A 17,213-nucleotide genomic window follows, 5' to 3' on the forward strand; every position below is an offset into this window, starting at 1 on the left:
GGCGCGACCGGGTGCGGGCGCGAGGCGGGCCCGCCGTAGGGATTCGGCGCGACCGGCGCCGCGTAGGGTGCCGCGCCGGCCGGCCGGGCGTAGTGCGGCGCGGACACCTGCGGATGCGGGACCGAGTGCCCGTAATTCACCCCGGGGCGCGCCGAGGGGTAGGGGGTGGCCGGGGTCGGCGGCCGCTCGGCGGCCACCAGGACGGCGCGGACCGCGTCGGCGAATTCGGCGCAGCTGTCGTAGCGTTCGGCGGGCCGCTTGGCCAGCGCCTTGGCCACGACCGGGTCCAGCGCGGCGGGCAACCCGGTGCGGCGGCTGCTGATCGGCGGGGCGGGCTGCTGCAGATGCCCCTGGATGACCGCCGCCGGGCCCGCTCCCTCGAACGGGGCCGCGCCGGTGAGCAGGGTGTAGAGGGTGCACGCCAGCGAGTACTGGTCGGCGCGATGGTCCAGCGGGACGCCGGTCAGCTGCTCGGGCGCGGCGTAGGCCAGGGTCGCGGTGAAGGTGCCGGTCTGGGTGAGATGGCCGGTGTCGTCGCGCAGCCGGGCGATGCCGAAGTCGGTGAGGTAGATCCGCTCCTGCCCCTCGGCGCGGCTGAGCAGGATGTTGGCCGGTTTCACGTCGCGGTGCAGCACGCCCATGCGATGGGCGTAGTCGAGGGCGGCGCCGGTCTCGGCGATGATCTGCGCGGCGCGCGAGGGGTGCAGGGTGTCCGGGTGCAGGGCGGAGGCGTCGACCCCGTCGATGTACTGCATGCTGATCCACAGCTGGTCCTCGTCGGAGCCGCGGTCGAAGACGGTGACGATGTTGGGGTGATCCAGCTGCGCGGCGAGGTCGGCTTCGCGCTCGAACCGGGCGCGCAATTCCCTGTCGGTGAACAGTTCCGGGCTCAGCAGCTTGAGCGCGGTGCGCCGCGGCAGGCGCGGATGCCGGGCCAGGTACACCGCGCCCATGCCGCCGCGCCCGAGCTCGCGCTCGATCCGGTACCCGGCGAAAGACACACCCTCGGCCAGCATGGTTGATCCTTCCCCTCGGCGGCGCGACCGCCACGCTCCCCGGCGTGACGCGGCCCCAATCTATCCACCGTGGTCAGGCTACACCGCACGGCACCGGCTCAGTCGGCGACGCGGACACCCATGGACCGCGCGGTACCGGCCACGATCCGCATGGCGGCGTCGAGGTCGGTGGTGTTGAGATCGGGCAGCTTGCGGAGGGCGATCGCGCGCAGTTGCTCGCGGGTGAGCGCACCGGCCGGCTGATGACCCGGCCGGGCCGAGCCCGCCGCGCCGAGCGCGGCGCGGATGAGCGAGGCGGTCGGCGGGGTCTTGAGCCGCATGGTCCAGCGTCGGCGGGCATCGACGGTGATGACCGCCGGGATGATCTCGCCGCGGTGCCGGGCGGTCAGCTCGTCGTAGCGGCGTTTGACCTCGAAGGGTTTGACGCCGGTCGCGCCGAGCATCTTGCCCAGGGTCATCAGGGAGGCGTTGCCCGCCTCGAGTTCGAGGGTCACGGTGAAGGCTGTGGTGCGCGCCATGATTCACCATCGCCGAGCCCGGGCACGATCGGGTACCGCCGCTATAACACCTGCACCACAACGGTTTTCGCCGCCGGACCGGTCACCGGCTCAGTCATCGAACAGCAACCGCCCCAGCCCGCGCCGCACGCCCGGCTCGTCGCCCACCCGGCGGACCGCGAGCAGGGTGCCCGCCACGTACGGCTCGGCGGAGGCGCCCGCGTCGTGCCGCAGCGAGAGCCGCTCCCCCGCGCCGCCGAACACGATCTCGGTGCTCACCGAGTAGCCGGGCAGCCGCACCGAGTGCACGCGGGTGCCCGCGATGTCGGCGCCGCGGGCCGCGATCGGTCCGCTGAGCCGGTCGAGGGCGACGCCCGGCTCGGGCGGTCCCACCTCCGCCAGCGACTCGGCCAGTTCGCGTGCCGTTCCACTGGGCACATCGGGTTTCGTGGCGCCCGCGTAGTCGACGACCTCCCAGTGCCGCAGCTGCCCGGCGGCCAGCCGGGCCGCCCGGGCGAGCACGGCGGCCATCACCGAGAAGTTGCCCGCGGCGAACACCCCGACGTTCCCGGCGCGGGCGAGCTCGTCGAGCTGGTGGAAGTCCTCGGCGGTGAGCCCGCTGGAGCCGACCACCACGTGCACCCCGGCGCGCACCGCGGCCTCGACGTCCACCCGGACCGCGGCCGCGCTGGTGTAGTCGACGACGACGTCGGCGGGGGTCGCCCGCAGCGCCTCGTCCACGCTGCCGAAGACCTGCCCGCCGTCCGCGCCACGGACGACCTGCGCCAGCGGTATGCCCGCCGCCCGCCGCGCCACCCCCGACACCAGCCGCAGATCGTCGGCGGCGACCACCGCCTCGGCCACCGGCCGCGCCGCCCACCCGGTCACTCCCGCCACGCACACTCGGATCATGTGGCCACGCTATTACCGGTCCGCGGCGGGCCGCCGGTCCCACGCCGGGCGTGCTCACGCCCGCACGTCGGAACTCCCGGGCAGGGCGAACCCGGGGCGCTGCCCGGCGCTGCCGTGATAGAAGAACTCCCCCAGGCCGACGGTGAACACGAGCATGCCGTACAACGAGTGCTCGACGGTCACGGTGGCCAGCGACCGGGTCCGCAGGTATCGCTCGGCCGGCAGCCGGCCCGCGACACCGCTGAGCGCCACCGAGATCCAGCCGCCGAAGGCGAGGTGGACGATGCCGAACGCGGCCGCGCTCGCCGCCACGATGTGCTTGGGCGAGCATGACCGCCGACCACAGCCACGGCCGCTGCCGGGGCAGATCGAAGAGCCGGTCCCGGCGGATGAGCGCCGTCAGCGCGGTCAGGGCCGGCGCGCTCGACGCCGTAATCGCCGCCAGGGCCCGGCCCTGCCCGGGCAGGGCCTCCGCCCGCCACAGTGCCCGCCGGTCGACATCGGGCGCGCGGCGCAGATACGCCGTCAGACCGGCGCCCGCGAGCAGCAGACCCGGGATCGGCGGGACGCCCCGCAGGCGGGCGCGGTACAACGCTGCCCCGCCGAAGAACACCGTCACGTACTCGGCGGCCGGATACGTCCGCCGCCACCGTCGGATCCGCACGGGTCCACGGTAATCGGCGCGGCGAAAGAGGGCGCGGCGAAAGAGGTGTCCCGTGCGCCGATCCGGCACCGCCCGGGGCTCGCGGTCAGCCCAGCGGGAGCGCGGCGAAGTCCGACCGCAACGCCGCGACGTCCTCCTCCATCGTGCGGAAGGTGATGGGTGACCACGCCATGTCGCGGACGGTCACCAGCACCCAGCGGTCGCGGGACGATTCGGCGAACGCCGAGACCAAGGCCGCGCCCTGATACGTCGCCCCGGCGCCGACGGTACGCAGTTCGTCGGTCCGCGTACCGGTCGTGGTGCTGCCGTGGCCCACGGTCTGCCCGCGGAACCGCTCGACGGCCTCGGCGGCCGCCGCCGGGGTGGGGAAGGTCAACAGGGTGTAGTGGGTGTCCGCGACGTAGCCCGCCCAGCAGCCCCACCGCACCGTGAATCCCGAGAACGCCTGCTGCCACGCGTCCTCGCCGCCACCCGGTTTCGTCTTCACCTCACACCGCCTGCCCCCGAACCCGTCACCGTTCAGGTAGCCGCTCGTCGGCAGCAGCCGGGGGAACGCCTGCCGGAGCGCGTCGGTGTCACGCTGCCACGCCGCGCCGCGCGGCGCCGGCACCCCGATCAGGTCGTCGCGCCAGACGAACAGCCCCGCCCCGATCAGGACGAGCGGCACGAGCACGAGCGCGATCCAGCCCGCCGGTGACCGTCGCTCCACCGGCAGCGGCGCGCGGCCCGCCGCCGGCACGACCGGGAAGGGCTGTGGCCGAGCCGCGTTCGCCGGCGGCATCCAGGCCGGCGCCTGCGCGCCGCCCACCGCCGGATCGACGGACGGCGCGGCGACCGGGCGGGCGGCGGCTCGTTCGCCGTCGAGCACGACCGGCCGACGCGGCGATCCATCATCGCGCACCGCCCGGCGCACCGCCTCCGCGAACTGCGCGCAGTTCTCGTAGCGCTCGGCCGGATTCTTGGCCAGGGCACGGGCCAGGACCGCGTCGAGGGCCTGCGGCAGGTCCGGACGGCGCAGGTGCAGGGAGGGCGGCGGCGACAGCAGATGCGCCTGGATGACGGTCACCGGATTTCCGGTGCCGTAGGGGGCGGCGCCTGCGAGGAGCGCGAACAACGTACAGGCCAGCGAGTACTGGTCGGTGCGATGGTCCAGCGCGGCGCCGGAGAGCTGTTCGGGCGAGGCGTAGGCCAGGGTGGCGGTGAAGCCGCCGGTGCGCGTCAGCTGCGCGCTGTCCTCGCGCGGGCGGGCGATGCCGAAGTCGGTGAGCAGCACGCGCTCCGCCCCGGCCGACCCGGTGAGCAGGATGTTGGCCGGCTTGACGTCGCGGTGCAGGACACCCTTGCGGTGCGCGTGATCCAGCGCGGCCGCCGTCCCGTCGAGAATGCGCATCGCGCGCTCGACCGGTAGTGGCCGCGGCAGCGCCGCGGCGTCGGTGCCGTCGACGTATTGCAGGCTGATCCACAGCCTGCCGTCGTCGGCGCCCCGGTCGTAGACGGTCACGATGTTCGGGTGGTCGAAGCCGGCGACCAGGTCGGCCTCCCGTTCGAAACGGGCGCGGATCTCGGTGTCGGCGAACAACTCCGGGTTCAGCAGCTTCAGCGCGACCCGGCGCGGCAGGCGGGGGTGCCTGGCCAGATAGACCGCACCCATACCGCCCCGCCCGAGCGCGCCCTCGATCGTGTACCCGGCAAGATCTCCCCCGCGGACAGCATCGGTCCCCCGTTCCCCCGCTCCCCCGGCGCGCCCCGGTCAGCCCTCGGCGGCGAGCTGGCCGCAGGCGGCGGCGATCTCCTGGCCCCGGGTGTCGCGGACCGTGCAGGACACACCCTGCGCCTGCACGCGGCGGACGAACTCGCGTTCGACCGGCTTCGGGCTGGCGTCCCATTCGCTGCCCGGCGTCGGGTTGAGCGGGATGAGGTTCACGTGGACGAGCGCGCCGAGGGCCTTGCGCAGCTTCTCGCCGAGCATGTCCGCGCGCCACGGCTGGTCGTTCACGTCCCGGATGAGGGCGTACTCGATGGAGACGCGGCGCCCGGTGCGGTCGGCGTAGTAGCGGGCCGCCTCCAGCACCTCCGCGACCGGCCAGCGGTTGTTCACCGGGACCAGCGTGTCGCGCAGCTCGTCGTCGGGGGTGTGCAGCGACACCGCCAAGGTGACCGAGAGCCCCTCGTCGGCGAGCTTGCGGATGGCCGGGGCGAGGCCGACCGTGGACACGGTCACCGACCGCTGGGAGATGCCGAGGCCGTCGGGGGCGGGCGCGGTGATGCGGCGCACCGCGTTCACCACCCGCTTGTAGTTGGCCAGCGGCTCGCCCATGCCCATGAACACGATGTTGGACAACCGGCCGGGACCGCCGTGCACCTCGCCGTCGCGCAACGCGGCCGCCGCGGCCCGCACCTGGTCGACGATCTCCGCGGTCGACAGGTTGCGGTTGAGGCCGCCCTGGCCGGTCGCGCAGAACGGGCACGCCATGCCGCACCCGGCCTGGCTGGAGATACAGAGGGTGGCGCGGTCCGGGTAGCGCATGAGCACGCTCTCGAGCAGGGTGCCGTCGTTGGCGCGCCACAGGGTCTTGCGGGTGTCGCCCTCGTCGCACGCCACGTGCCGCACGACGCTCAGCAGCTCCGGGAACAGCGCCGCACCGACCTTCTCCCGCACCTCGGCGGGCAGGTCGGTCATCTGCGCCGGGTCCGCCTGCAGCCGGCCGTAGTACTGCCGGGCGATCTGATCGGCCCGGAACTTGGGCAGCCCGAGCTCGGCGACGGCGGCCTTGCGCTCCTCGCTGTCGAGGTCGGCGAGGTGACGCGGCGGCATGCCGCGGCGCGGGGCATCGAAGACGAGGGGCAGGGAGGCGGCCATAATGACTCCATTCTCCCAGACCACGGCGACCGGCCGCCCGCCGGGCCGCCACGCCGGGACCCGTTACCGAGAAGATGCGTGCGATGGTCATAGCCGTCGGCGATGATCGAGCTATGTCCGCCAACGCCGATCACGACGCGACGCCGGCCAACGCCGACCCCGCGCCCGACACCACCACCGACAAGCCGGTCGAGCCGGTCACCCGCCCGAAACCCGCCGCGCTGACCAGATCGCGCACCGGTTACACCTGGACCGCGCTGCTGGCCGCCGCCCTGCTCGGCATCCTGCTGCTGATCTTCATCATCCAGAACCTCGATCAGACCCAGGTCGACCTGCTGTTCTGGGAGTTCACCCTGCCGCTCGGCGTCATGGTTCTGCTGGCCGTGATCGTCGGCGCGCTGGTGATGGGCCTGGTCGGCGGGGTGCGCATCCTCCAGCTCCGGCACGCCGCCAAGCGCGGCTGAACCGCGCTCAGAGCAGCGCGCTCAGCACCAGCCAGGACACGAACGCCGACGGCAGCATCGAGTCGAGGCGGTCCATGATGCCGCCGTGCCCGGGCAGCAGCGTGCCCATGTCCTTGATCCCCAGCTCGCGCTTGATCTGCGACTCGATCAGGTCGCCGATCGTGGCCACCAGGACGAGGCCGACGCCGAGCACCACACCGATCATCGAATTGGCCTGCAGCAGCAGGGTCACCGTCAGCAGGCCACCGATGACGCTGAACACCAGCGAACCGCAGAAACCCTCCCAGGACTTCTTCGGGCTGATCGCGGGCACCATCGGATGCTTGCCGAACAGCACACCGGCCACGTAACCGCCGACGTCGGAGCAGACCACCAGGATCATGAAGGTCAGCACCCGCAGGTTGCCGTCGGGCTCGAGCAGCAGCAGGGTGGCGAAGGAGGCGAGCAGCGGGATCCACGCCAGGACGAACACGCTGATCGCGGTGTCGCGCAGGAAATTACGCGGCGCCACCGACAGGCCGTGATCGAACAGGCGCCACACCATGACGACCAGCGCGGTCGCCGCGAACGCGCCGAGCACGCCGTTGGGACCCCACGGCCAGCCCGCCCAGAACACCGCCTGCCCGCCGACGAGCAGCGGCGTGCGCGGCACCAGCACATCGGCCTCGCGCAGCCGCTTGGCCACCTCCCAGGTGGCCACGGCGACGCCGGCGCCCGCCACGCCGATGAACACCTTGGGCACGAACAGCAGGATCGCGATCAGCGACAGGCCGAGCCCGAGCCCGACCGCCAGCGCCGCGGGCAGGTTCCGGCCCGCCCGCGAGGTGCGCTGCGGTTCCGGCGCGGCCGCGGCAGGCGCCGTCTCCACGGCGTCGCCCGGTACCGGCTCCGGTGCCGCATCCGTCGCGGCGGCGTCTTCGACCACGATTGTCCCGTCGCTCAACTCGTTCGTTCCGTTCATCCCCCGCCCGAGCGGGACCCCCCGAGATCTACGCGCTAGACCTCGAGCAGTTCGGCTTCCTTGTGCTTGACCAGCTCATCGATCTGGCCGACGTACCTGGCGGTGGTCTTGTCGAGCTCCTTCTCGGCGCGCCCGACCTCGTCCTCGCCCGCCTCGCCATCCTTCTGGATGCGGCCCAGTTCGTCCATCGCCTTGCGCCGGACGTTGCGGATGGCAACCTTGGCGTCCTCGCCCTTGGCCTTGGCCTGCTTGGCCAGCTCGCGGCGGCGCTCCTCGGTGAGCTGCGGCACGGTGATGCGCAGGATGTCACCGTTGTTGGTGGGGTTCACGCCGAGGTCGGAGTTGCGGATCGCGGTCTCGATCGGGCCCAGCTGGCTCTGCTCGTAGGGCTTGATGACGACCATCCGCGGCTCGGGCACGGTGATCGACGACATCTGGGTGATGGGCGTCAGCGAACCGTAGTAGTCGACCACGACGCGCGAGAACATGCCCGGGTTGGCGCGACCGGTCCGGATGGCGCCCAGATCGTCCTTCGCCACCGAGACGGCCTTCTCCATCTTCTCCTCGGCGTCGAAGAGCGCTTCTTCAATCACGACCGTTTCCTCCACAGCGTCATCGTCGTCGTCCCTCGCGTCGCGCGGGATCTAGGACCGGACCAGGGTGCCGATGTTCTCACCGGCCACCGCACGGGCGATATTGCCCTTGGTCAACAGATTGAACACCAGCATCGGCATCTGGTTGTCCATGCAGAGACTGAACGCGGTCGCATCGGCCACCTTCAGGCCCTTCTCGATCACTTCCTTGTGCGTGATCTCGGTGAACATCGTCGCGTCGGGCTTCACCCGCGGGTCGGCGTCGAACACGCCGTCGACCGCCTTGGCCATGAGCACGACGTCGGCGCCGATCTCGAGCGCGCGCTGGGCGGCGGTGGTGTCGGTGGAGAAGTAGGGCATGCCCATGCCCGCGCCGAAGATGACCACGCGGCCCTTCTCCAGGTGCCGCTTGGCCCGCAGGGGCAGGTACGGCTCGGCGACCTGGCCCATGGTGATGGCGGTCTGCACGCGGGTGTCCACCCCCTGCTTCTGCAGGAAGTCCTGCAGCGCAAGGCTGTTCATGACGGTGCCGAGCATGCCCATGTAGTCCGACCGGGCGCGTTCCATGCCGCGCTCCTCGAGCTCGGCGCCGCGGAAGAAGTTGCCACCACCGATGACCACGGCGACCTGGACACCGGTCTCGACGATCTCCGCGATCTGCTCGGCCACGGTCTGCACCACGTCCGGGTCGAGGCCGACGCCACCGCCGCCGAACATCTCCCCACCGAGCTTGAGCAGCACCCGGTTGAAGCCAGGGCGGTCGTGACTCGGGTCGGTCATGGGTGTTCTTCTCCTCGGGCGTGTGGGCGGTCGCTGCACGAGCAATGGGTGAACCGCGGGGCAACACAGAGCAGTGACCATCCTGCCCTATCCCCCGTCGGGACCCGCACAAGACCCCCCTCGTGTGGGGCCGCGCCCCGGGAAGAGGGGGCAGCGGATCGCCGATGTGATGCACACACGTTTCACTACGGTGGCGCGATGAGCATTCCCGCACCGGCCCGGGCCGGTATCGCCGCACTCACCCTCGCCATCGGACTGTCGGCCGCCACCGGAACGGCGGCCGCCGACCCGGCGCCCGCCGACGTCTTCGACAAGGCCCAATTCCTCGGCACGGGCAGCGCCAACGCCTCCGGGAGTTCGTCGGGCAGCTACGACGCCCTGCGCGGCGCGGGCATCCCGGGCGCCGAAGTGGTGGTCTGGATCGACGCCATCCTCACCTACTACGTGCGCGGGGGCGGCCCCTGCTCGCCGTCGGCCGTCATCTGCGGCCCGATCGGCTGAGGACACGACAAAGCCCCTCGGGACAGAGACGCTCTGTCCGGAGGGGCTTCGCCGCATGTCAGGCGATCAGGCCTGGCCGACCTCGAAACGGGCGAAGCGGGTGACCTTCACACCGGCCTCGTCCAGCAGGGCCTTGACGGTCTTCTTGGAGTCGGTGACCGCGGCCTGCTCCAGGAGCACGACGTCCTTGAAGAAGCCGTTGACGCGGCCCTCGGTGATCTTCGGCAGGGCGGCCTCGGGCTTGCCCTCCTCGCGCGCGGTCTGCTCGGCGATGCGGCGCTCGTTCTCGACGAGTTCGGCCGGCACCTCCTCGCGGGTCAGGTACTTGGCCTTGAGCGCGGCGACCTGCATGCCCGCGGCACGCGCGGCCTCGGCGGCGGCGTCACCCTCGCCCTCGTACTCGACCAGCACGCCGACGGCGGGCGGCAGGTCGGAGGCACGCTTGTGCAGGTAGGTGGCGACCGGGCCCTCGAAGACCACGACGCGACGCAGTTCCAGCTTCTCGCCGATCTTGGCGGCCAGCGCCTGCACGGCCTCGTCGACGGTGCCGTCCTCGAGCTTCAGCGCCTTGAGCGCCTCCAGGTCGGCGGGCTTGGCGGCGGCGGCCGCGGTGACGACGGCGTCGGCCAGCGCCTGGAACTCGGCGTTCTTGGCGACGAAGTCGGTCTCGGAGTTGATCTCGACCATCACGCCGTCCTTGGCGATGACCAGGCCCTCGGCGGTGGCGCGCTCGGCGCGCTTGCCGACATCCTTGGCGCCCTTGATGCGCAGGATCTCGACAGCCTTGTCGAAGTCGCCGTCGGTCTCGGCCAGGGCGTTCTTGCAGTCCATCATGCCGGAGCCGGTGAGCTCGCGGAGCCGCTTCACGTCAGCAGCGGTGTAGTTCGCCATCGGGGGCGAGCCTCCTCGTGTGTGGGGTGTCTGGGTGTTTACACCACCTTGCCGACCGCTTCTGAACTCAGAAGGGCCGGCAAGGTGAACGCAGAGCTAGGAGATCAGCTCAGAAGTCGGCCGGGGTGTGCTGGGCCGGATCGGCCTTCACCTCGGCTTCGGCCTCGGCCGGGGTCTCCGTGGCCACGGCGGCCTCGGCGTTCGGGTTCGCCTGAGCCAGCAGCTCCTGCTCCCACTCGGCGAGCGGCTCGCCTGCGCCGGCCTCGGGCTTGGCGTCGCCGGAGGACTGGCCCGCGCGGGCCTGCACGCCCTCGGCCACCGCGGAGGCGACGACCTTGGTCAGCAGGGCGGCGGAACGGATCGCGTCGTCGTTACCCGGGATCGGGTAGTCGACCAGGTCGGGGTCGCAGTTGGTGTCCAGGATCGCGATGACCGGGATGTTCAGCTTGCGCGCCTCGCCGACGGCGATGTGCTCCTTGTTGGTGTCGACGACCCAGATGGCCGAGGGCACCTTGGCCATGTCGCGGATACCACCGAGGGTGCGGTCCAGCTTGGTCATCTCACGCGTCAGCATGAGGATTTCCTTCTTGGTGCGACCCTCGAAGCCACCGGTCTGCTCCATCGCCTCGAGCTCCTTGAGGCGCTGCAGACGCTTGTGCACGGTGGAGAAGTTGGTGAGCATGCCACCCAGCCAACGCTGGTTGACGTACGGCATACCGACGCGAGTCGCCTCGGCCGCGATCGACTCCTGGGCCTGCTTCTTGGTGCCGACGAAGAGAACGGTGCCACCGTGGGCGACGGTCTCCTTGACGAACTCGTAGGCCTTGTCGATGTAGGTCAGCGTCTGCTGCAGGTCGATGATGTAGATGCCGTTGCGGTCGGTGAAGATGAACCGCTTCATCTTCGGGTTCCAGCGACGGGTCTGGTGCCCGAAGTGCGCGCCGCTGTCGAGCAGCTGCTTCATGGTTACGACAGCCATGGCTCCCGTATCTCACTTTCGTTTGCCGGTTGACGCAGCCGATCGGCGATCGACTGCCCTGGCGCCACCGGAACCCGGGACCTGACCACCGCAAGGCGGCCGGGACCAGCCCGGATTCCACTTCCATCCTCGGAATTCACGCGAGAACATGCCGCTTCCGGACCTGCCTGTGAGGCGGGCGACCCGGAGCATCGAGCACAGGTGGCGCGCGAAGTCGGTCCGTGCCGTGCACAAACCGCTCGATCAGTTTACGCGCGCCGGGCCCGTACCCGAAATCGCCCCCTCGGCGAAAGCCCTGGACCGGCCGTCCGGAACGGCTGGTCTCCACATCGCGGGTGTTCATCCCCATTCTCCGCCGGTGCCCGCCGCGCACCGCGTCCGCCTCCGACACTCGTGACATGAATCTGCGTCGACCTGCACTGATACTCGTTCCTTTCGTCCTGCTGGCCTGCCCGGTGGCGGCGGCTCCCGCCGCGGCCTGCCCCGCGCCGCCGGGCGTCCCCGTGCCACCGAGCGGCGGCGACCCCGGCCGGGAACCGGCACGGCCGGTCCTTCCCGCGGCACTGCCGCCGATGCTCGGCGCCGGGTTCGCCGAGCCGCGCGACTACGGGGAGCCCTCGCCCGGCTCCGGTGCGCCGTCGCCCGCGTCCGTCCGGCCGGCGGCGACGGCCGTCGAGAACGCGCGCCGGGCGGGGCGGCCCACGGTGCTCGCCACACAGAATCAACCGCAGGGGCTGGAGCCGCTCGCGGCGCCGTGGCTCGTCGGTGCCGCGAGCGGCCCGGCCGACGAGGTCGGCGGACTCAGCGGTTCGGCCACGGTGCGCGCGGCGCCGGGGCGGGTCCCGCCGTGGTTCCGGGTCGCTGTGCCCGACGCCCGAGTGGTTGTCGACATCGCCGGGCGGCCGGAGTCGACGGACCGAGCGGGCGTCGCGCCCGCCGTCTCGGTGGTGGTGGGCACGGTGGCGGACGCGGCGCCGCAGGCGGTGCCGGTTTCGACGAAGAGGGAATCGGCCGGGACGGCGGGCGAACCGGTGGCCGACGACGCCGGGGTATCGGGCTCCGCGGCCGTGTTGCCGTGGGTGGTCGCGCAGCTGCTGCGCGGGCAGACGCCGCGTCCGTCGCCCGCCCCCGGCACCGCACGATGAGGGGTGGGATGGCTGGTGTCCGGAAGTGGATCGCCCCGGCTGCCGGATCGATCGGCAGACAGCGCTCGGACAGCGCGGTTTCGGCGGGGCTCCATCGCCCCGCGTCCCGGCGAACACTACGAAGCCGGTGCGCGGCCCTCCTGCCACCCCTCGACCTGGCCACGGCGCGAGCACGGACGTCGACGGGTCGGAGTCCCCGAGTCGGCCGAGCAGCGGGCCGCAACACGGCCGGGCACGCGGATACCTGTGCGGGGTGCGGGCCCCGCGAAGTTGCCTCTTGCTGCCTCATTCGTCCTCGCGCGGTAGGCGCGGATCTGTGCAGGCGTCCTCGCGCGGTAGGCGCGGCTCGGTGAAGGCATGGACCCCAGCGGCCGACAGGCCACTGGAGCCCTCGCCCCCACGCGGCAGGAGTCGAACGGTGAACATGCCGACCGTTGTGGTCGATCCGCCACCAGCGGGCTCGGTCTCACGCAGCAAGCGCCGGTCGACGAGGACAGGCACCTCGGCGGCGAGCCCGCCTCGTGGCGGCTCCTCTTCGGCCGGTCGCGGGGCGCGGATGGCTCCGGCGACCACCCGGTGGGCGGTGCGCGGCGTGGTGGTGGTGATCCTGCTGGCCGCCTCGGCAGGGGCGTGCCCGGCGTCCGGCCGGGCGGGACCGGCGGGGGATTTCGGGTGGCCGTTGCGGCCGAGGCCGACCGTCGAGCGGCGCTTCGACAAGCCGGAGCGGAACTGGCTGCCGGGCCACCGCGGCGTGGACCTGGCGGGGACGCCGGGGCAGCCGGTGCTGGCGGCGGGGGACGGCGTGGTGGTGTTCGCCGGGGAGGTCGCGGGCAAGCCGGTGGTGTCCATCGATCACGCGGGCGGGCTGCGCACCACCTACGAGCCCGTGGAGCCGGAGGTCCCCGTCGGCAGGCGGGTCGCCAGGGGAACACAGATCGGGACGCTGGCGGCCGGGCACGACGGCTGCGCGGCGGCGGCCTGCCTGCACTGGGGCGCGCGCCGCGAGGCGAGCGAGCACAGCGCCCGCGAGTACATCGACCCCCTCGGCTTGCTGCATCTCACACCGGTCCGGCTGCTGCCGGTGGCCTGAACCCGGCCCCCACGCAGGACAATACGAGCATGACCGAGCCGCGCCCGCCGTTCACCTACCCCGATGTCGGCGCCACCCGCACCACCCCGCCCGCCGGCTACCACGCCTTCCGCCACCGACGGCGGATCGGTCACGGGCGCACCGTGTTCGAGCGCGGCGCCGAGCACATCCTCGCCTTCGGCATGCAGAAGGGCGTCGGTATCTTCGGCGAGTCGACGACCCCGGTCGCCCGGGAGGGAACCGAGCTGACCGTGCGCCTCGGCCTCGGCCCGGCCGCCATCACCGCGCCCTGCCGGGTCGTCTACGTCCTCGACGACCCGGACCGCCGCGGCTTCGCCTACGGCACCCTCCCCGGCCACCCCGAAACCGGGGAGGAGCTCTTCGCGGTCGAATACGACCCGTCTGACGACAGTGTGTACGGCCTGGTCACCGCCTTCTCCCGCCCGGCGACCTGGTACACCCGCCTCGGCGGCCCGGCGGCCCGCCTCCTCCAATCCTGGTTCGCCCGTCGCTACCTCGCCACGCTGCCGCGGTCCTGACCCCGCCCACCGCGGCGTCGATGCTGGACGGCGGCGGTCCATCGAACCTTCGGCAGAACCGAGGCTCGCCGCGGCGGGCGGCTCGGCGGCGCGGGCGAGGACGGCTGGTCACCGACCTCGTCGCGGCGGTCGCCGGCGGACGTGCGTCGCCGCGCCGATCCGGGACCAGGGACCGCCTCGGGCGCGACGACGACGCTGCCGCCCGACTGTCGCCGACTCACTCGGCCGGCAGGACCGCATCTGCGCCGTGACCACGATCGTGGCCACGCCATCGCGCCGCTCGTCGCATGTGAATGCTCAGGTGTTCGGGTCGACGAGGACGCCGAGAACGGCGATGAGGCCCATGACCGTCATGGCGGTGGTGGTCACGGCGATGGCGAGCGCCCCGTGGCGGCTGCCGAAGCGACCGTGCCGGAGTTGGTGGCCGCGCCACCAGCCGAGCGCGGCCAACAGGAGGGCGGTGACGAGGGCGCAGAGGGAGACGACGGCGAGGGGGCCCCAGCCTTCGCGCAGGACCTGGTCGGTGAACAGGAGGGCGCAGGCGGCCGCGCCGAGGGCAGTGCGGCGCCACGCCAGGGCGGTGCGCTCGACGGCCAGGGTGGAGGCGCTCATCGCAGCAGCACCACCAGGCAGGCCAACGCGGCGACGATCGTGATGCCGCCGGTGAGGACCGGGATGAGGACGGTGCCGGGAAGCGGATCGCCCGCGCGGATGGCCCGGTTCACGCGGCGCCAGTGCAGGTAGGCCCCGACCGCCACGACCACCGCGAGGATCAGGCAGCTCACCGACAGGGCCAGGCGCAGCCCGTCCAGGCGCAGCGGTTCGACGAGGGTGCGGACGGCGACGCCGCCGGCGAGCAGGCCGACCGCGGTGCGGGTCCAGGCGAGGAAGGTGCGCTCGTTGGCGAGGGTGAAGCGATAGTCCGGTTCGTCGTCGAGGTCGCCGGCCTCGGCGCCGACGTCGGGCAGCGTCACGAAACCTCCTCGTACCGGGGCGCGCGATCGTCGCGCCTGTGCCCGAGGGTATCCGGCGCCGCGGGACCGGTCGCGGCGACGCGGCCGGCGCCGCGCGGGTCAGGCACGGGGATGCGCCTGGTCGTGGACGCGTTTGAGCCGTTCGACGGAGACGTGGGTGTAGAGCTGGGTGGTGGCCAGGCTGGCGTGACCGAGCAGCTCCTGGACGACCCGCAGGTCCGCGCCGCCTTCGAGCAGGTGGGTGGCGGCGCTGTGCCGCAGACCGTGCGGGCCGATGTCGGGTGCGCCGGGGACCGCCGCGATCACCTCGTGGACGACGGTGCGCGCCTGCCGCGGATCCAGTCGACGGCCGCGCTGACCCAGCAGCAGGGCGCGGCCCGAGTGATCGTTCACCAGCAGGGGCCGCCCGGCCCGCAGCCACTTCTCGAGTGCCGTGTCGGCGGGCGTCCCGAACGGGGCCGACCGCTCCTTGTTGCCCTTGCCGATGACCCGCACGAGCCGCCGTTCCCGATCGAGATCGTCGAGGTCGAGTCCGCACAGCTCGCTGACCCGGATCCCGGTCGCGTAGAGGAGTTCCACGATGAGCCGGTCGCGCAGCGCCATCGGCTCCTGCTGCGCGGCACCGGATTCCGCGGCGTCCATCGCCTGGACCGCCTGCCCGCGCGCCAGGACCGGAGGCAGGCTGCGCGGGGTCCGCGGCGCGGCCAGGCGGAGGCCGGGATCGGTCGGGAGCCGCCCGGTGTCGGTGAGCCAGGCGGTGAAGGTGCGCGCGGCGGACGCGCGCCGCGCCAGGGTGGTCCGGGCCGCCCCGGACGCGGACAGCGCCGCCAGCCAGGCCCGCAGCACACCGAGGTCGAGTTCGCCGATGGCCGCGTCGCTCGAGCGCGCGTAGAGGAACCCCAGCAGGGCGCGCACGTCGCCCAGGTACGCGCGCACGGTGTGCGCCGACCGGTTCCGACCGAGCCGCAGATGCCGCCCGAACTCCGCAACCAGCGCTTCCAGGTCCTCCGGCAGAACATCCACCTCCCCACAGTCGCCCGGGCCCACCCGTCCTCGCAACCCACCACGCCGGAGACGCGCCGGGCCCGGCCGGGGACCGGTCGCCGTCGGCTCCCACTCGCGCTCGGGGGCCGAGAACGGAGGGCACACCGGATCTGGTCTGCGCAGGCCCGGGACCGACCGGCCTCACCTGCCGGGCCGGTGGATCCGGAACCAGCCGGAATCGTCGACGCCCACCAGGCCGGACAGTTCAAGGGCGGGTAGGACGGCGCGGACGGTCGCGAGGTCGAGGCACGTCTGGGCCGCGAGGTCGCGGGGTCGGCGGGAGCCGGTCACGGGCAGGGCGGTGTAGACGGCGGCGTGGGCGCCGGTGAGGGTGTCGGCGGGATCGGCGTCGGGTGCGGCGTCCGCGGCGAGTCGGAGGGGGCCGAGTTCGTCGGCGACCTCGTCGGCCCGCGTGACGAGCAGGGCCTCGCCGTCGCGGATCATGCGGTGGCAGCCGACCGAGGCGGCGGAGGTGACCGGACCGGGGACCGCGAGGGCAGGACGGCCGAGGCGGCGCGCCCATTTCACGGTGTTGCGGGCGCCGCTGCGCAGGCCCGCCTCGGCGACGAGGACGCCGTCGGACAGGGTCGCGATCAGCCGGTTGCGGGCCAGGAAGCGGTGTTTCAGCGCGGCGCTGCCGGGCGGGTACTCGCTGACGACGAGGCCGGTGTCGGCGATGGTGTCGAGGAGCCGTTCGTGCTGAGCGGGATAGGGGCGGTCGAGGCCGCAGGCCAGGACCGCGACGGTCGCGCCCCCTACGGCGAGCGCGGCGCGGTGCGCGGCGGCGTCGATGCCGAAGGCCGCGCCGGACACCACCGTCCAGCCGCGCGCGGCGAGGTCCGCGCCGATCTCGCCCGCCACCTGGACCCCGTAGCCGGTGGCGCAGCGCGCGCCAACGACGCCCACCGCGCGCTCGGTGAGCTCGAGCAGGGAACGCGGGCCGCGCACCCACAGCACCAGCGGCACGGCGGCGTCGCGCTCCCGCGCCGCGTCGAGCTGGCCGAGGCCGAGCATGCGCCACGCGGGCCACTCCGCGTCGTCGGGCGTGATCACCCGGCCACCGAGGCGCTCCAGAAGCGCGAGATCCGCCGCCGCGCTGTCGATCTCCCGCCTCGACCGCGTCGCGGCGCGCAGCGGCTCCGGCAGCTCGCGCTCCCGTACCGCCCGGGCGGCCTCGACGACTCCCACCGCGTCGATCAGGGCCGACAGCGCGCGCACGGCCCCTGCACGACCCGCGACAGGTAGACCCAGGCGGCCCGCCGCTCCTCGCCGCGCGGCGGCGTGCCGCCGTGCCCGTCCGGAT

19 protein-coding genes and 1 pseudogene are annotated in these 17,213 nt (G+C 72.9%); 5 read left to right on the top strand and 15 right to left on the bottom strand.

The window, feature by feature from the left end:
* The 6 genes from ON36_RS18445 to rlmN all read right to left on the bottom strand — a co-directional run.
* Positions 1-1,016: serine/threonine-protein kinase (locus tag ON36_RS18445; protein ID WP_157224937.1), on the bottom strand; the 1,016-nt coding region annotated here is incomplete at its 3' end.
* 98 nt (positions 1,017-1,114) lie between these two features.
* Entirely contained in the window at positions 1,115-1,534 is a 420-nt protein-coding gene (locus ON36_RS18450; RefSeq protein WP_043654946.1) for an uL11 family ribosomal protein, read from the bottom strand.
* Between the two features lie 90 nt (positions 1,535-1,624).
* Positions 1,625-2,425, bottom strand: coding sequence for a 4-hydroxy-tetrahydrodipicolinate reductase (gene dapB / locus ON36_RS18455; RefSeq protein ID WP_043654949.1), 801 nt, complete (start codon positions 2,423-2,425; stop codon positions 1,625-1,627).
* Positions 2,426-2,479: 54 nt separating this feature from the next.
* Complete coding sequence (locus ON36_RS36265; protein WP_052314111.1) at positions 2,480-2,737, bottom strand: CPBP family glutamic-type intramembrane protease; 258 nt, start codon at positions 2,735-2,737, stop codon at positions 2,480-2,482.
* Positions 2,738-3,174: 437 nt separating this feature from the next.
* Positions 3,175-4,740: a serine/threonine-protein kinase gene (locus ON36_RS32850; protein WP_052314112.1), complete on the bottom strand. Its 1,566-nt coding sequence runs from the start codon at positions 4,738-4,740 to the stop codon at positions 3,175-3,177.
* 99 nt (positions 4,741-4,839) lie between these two features.
* Positions 4,840-5,949 (bottom strand): dual-specificity RNA methyltransferase RlmN, encoded by a 1,110-nt coding sequence (gene rlmN / locus ON36_RS18470; RefSeq protein WP_043654952.1) that lies wholly within the window; start codon positions 5,947-5,949, stop codon positions 4,840-4,842.
* Between the two features lie 113 nt (positions 5,950-6,062).
* Between rlmN and ON36_RS18475 the strand changes: the two genes are divergently transcribed.
* Positions 6,063-6,413, top strand: a complete 351-nt coding sequence (locus ON36_RS18475) for a LapA family protein (RefSeq protein WP_052314113.1) — start codon at positions 6,063-6,065, stop codon at positions 6,411-6,413.
* A 7-nt stretch (positions 6,414-6,420) separates the two neighbouring features.
* Here ON36_RS18475 and ON36_RS18480 read toward each other — a convergent pair whose 3' ends face one another.
* Genes ON36_RS18480 through pyrH form a run of 3 tightly spaced genes read right to left on the bottom strand, consistent with a single transcriptional unit; the run spans position 6,421 to position 8,747 of the window.
* Positions 6,421-7,356: a phosphatidate cytidylyltransferase gene (locus ON36_RS18480; RefSeq protein ID WP_174377585.1), complete on the bottom strand. Its 936-nt coding sequence runs from the start codon at positions 7,354-7,356 to the stop codon at positions 6,421-6,423.
* A gap of 53 nt (positions 7,357-7,409) precedes the next feature.
* Positions 7,410-7,967, bottom strand: coding sequence for a ribosome recycling factor (gene frr / locus ON36_RS18485; protein ID WP_043654995.1), 558 nt, complete (start codon positions 7,965-7,967; stop codon positions 7,410-7,412).
* Between the two features lie 51 nt (positions 7,968-8,018).
* Complete coding sequence (pyrH, locus tag ON36_RS18490) at positions 8,019-8,747, bottom strand: UMP kinase (protein WP_043654955.1); 729 nt, start codon at positions 8,745-8,747, stop codon at positions 8,019-8,021.
* Positions 8,748-8,945: 198 nt separating this feature from the next.
* On the opposite strand from pyrH, the gene ON36_RS18495 reads away from it, so the two are divergent.
* On the top strand, positions 8,946-9,248 hold the full coding sequence (locus tag ON36_RS18495; RefSeq protein ID WP_043654958.1) for a hypothetical protein: 303 nt from the start codon (positions 8,946-8,948) through the stop codon (positions 9,246-9,248).
* Positions 9,249-9,314: 66 nt separating this feature from the next.
* Here ON36_RS18495 and tsf read toward each other — a convergent pair whose 3' ends face one another.
* Together tsf and rpsB are read right to left on the bottom strand one after the other, a co-directional pair.
* Complete coding sequence (tsf, locus tag ON36_RS18500) at positions 9,315-10,139, bottom strand: translation elongation factor Ts (protein WP_043654961.1); 825 nt, start codon at positions 10,137-10,139, stop codon at positions 9,315-9,317.
* Positions 10,140-10,248: 109 nt separating this feature from the next.
* Positions 10,249-11,118: a 30S ribosomal protein S2 gene (gene rpsB, locus ON36_RS18505; protein ID WP_043654964.1), complete on the bottom strand. Its 870-nt coding sequence runs from the start codon at positions 11,116-11,118 to the stop codon at positions 10,249-10,251.
* Positions 11,119-11,516: 398 nt separating this feature from the next.
* Here rpsB and ON36_RS18510 point away from each other — a divergent pair, with 398 nt between their 5' ends.
* The 3 genes from ON36_RS18510 to ON36_RS18520 all read left to right on the top strand — a co-directional run bounded on the left by ON36_RS18510 (position 11,517) and on the right by ON36_RS18520 (position 13,892).
* A complete protein-coding gene (locus ON36_RS18510; protein WP_157224938.1) occupies positions 11,517-12,263 on the top strand; it encodes a hypothetical protein in 747 nt (248 codons plus the stop codon).
* A 556-nt stretch (positions 12,264-12,819) separates the two neighbouring features.
* Positions 12,820-13,353 (top strand): M23 family metallopeptidase, encoded by a 534-nt coding sequence (locus tag ON36_RS18515; RefSeq protein ID WP_043654968.1) that lies wholly within the window; start codon positions 12,820-12,822, stop codon positions 13,351-13,353.
* Positions 13,354-13,382: 29 nt separating this feature from the next.
* Complete coding sequence (locus ON36_RS18520) at positions 13,383-13,892, top strand: DUF1990 domain-containing protein (protein WP_043654971.1); 510 nt, start codon at positions 13,383-13,385, stop codon at positions 13,890-13,892.
* A 297-nt stretch (positions 13,893-14,189) separates the two neighbouring features.
* Here ON36_RS18520 and ON36_RS18525 read toward each other — a convergent pair whose 3' ends face one another.
* The 4 genes and pseudogenes from ON36_RS18525 to dprA all read right to left on the bottom strand — a co-directional run bounded on the left by ON36_RS18525 (position 14,190) and on the right by dprA (position 17,151).
* The gene (locus ON36_RS18525; RefSeq protein ID WP_043654973.1) at positions 14,190-14,504 is read right to left on the bottom strand and encodes a DUF202 domain-containing protein; all 315 of its coding nucleotides are present in this window, start codon (positions 14,502-14,504) and stop codon (positions 14,190-14,192) included.
* The gene (locus ON36_RS18530; RefSeq protein ID WP_043654976.1) at positions 14,501-14,866 is read right to left on the bottom strand and encodes a YidH family protein; all 366 of its coding nucleotides are present in this window, start codon (positions 14,864-14,866) and stop codon (positions 14,501-14,503) included. Before ON36_RS18530 ends, ON36_RS18525 begins: the two co-directional genes overlap by 4 nt.
* Before the next feature lie 99 nt (positions 14,867-14,965).
* The gene (locus ON36_RS18535; protein WP_043654978.1) at positions 14,966-15,889 is read right to left on the bottom strand and encodes a tyrosine recombinase XerC; all 924 of its coding nucleotides are present in this window, start codon (positions 15,887-15,889) and stop codon (positions 14,966-14,968) included.
* Positions 15,890-16,051: 162 nt separating this feature from the next.
* Positions 16,052-17,151: pseudogene (dprA, locus tag ON36_RS18540) on the bottom strand (DNA-processing protein DprA).
* Between the last annotated feature and the right edge of the window lie 62 nt (positions 17,152-17,213).

The sequence above is a fragment of the Nocardia thailandica NBRC 100428 genome (assembly GCF_000308795.1).
Taxonomy (GTDB): Bacteria; Actinomycetota; Actinomycetes; order Mycobacteriales; family Mycobacteriaceae; genus Nocardia; species Nocardia thailandica.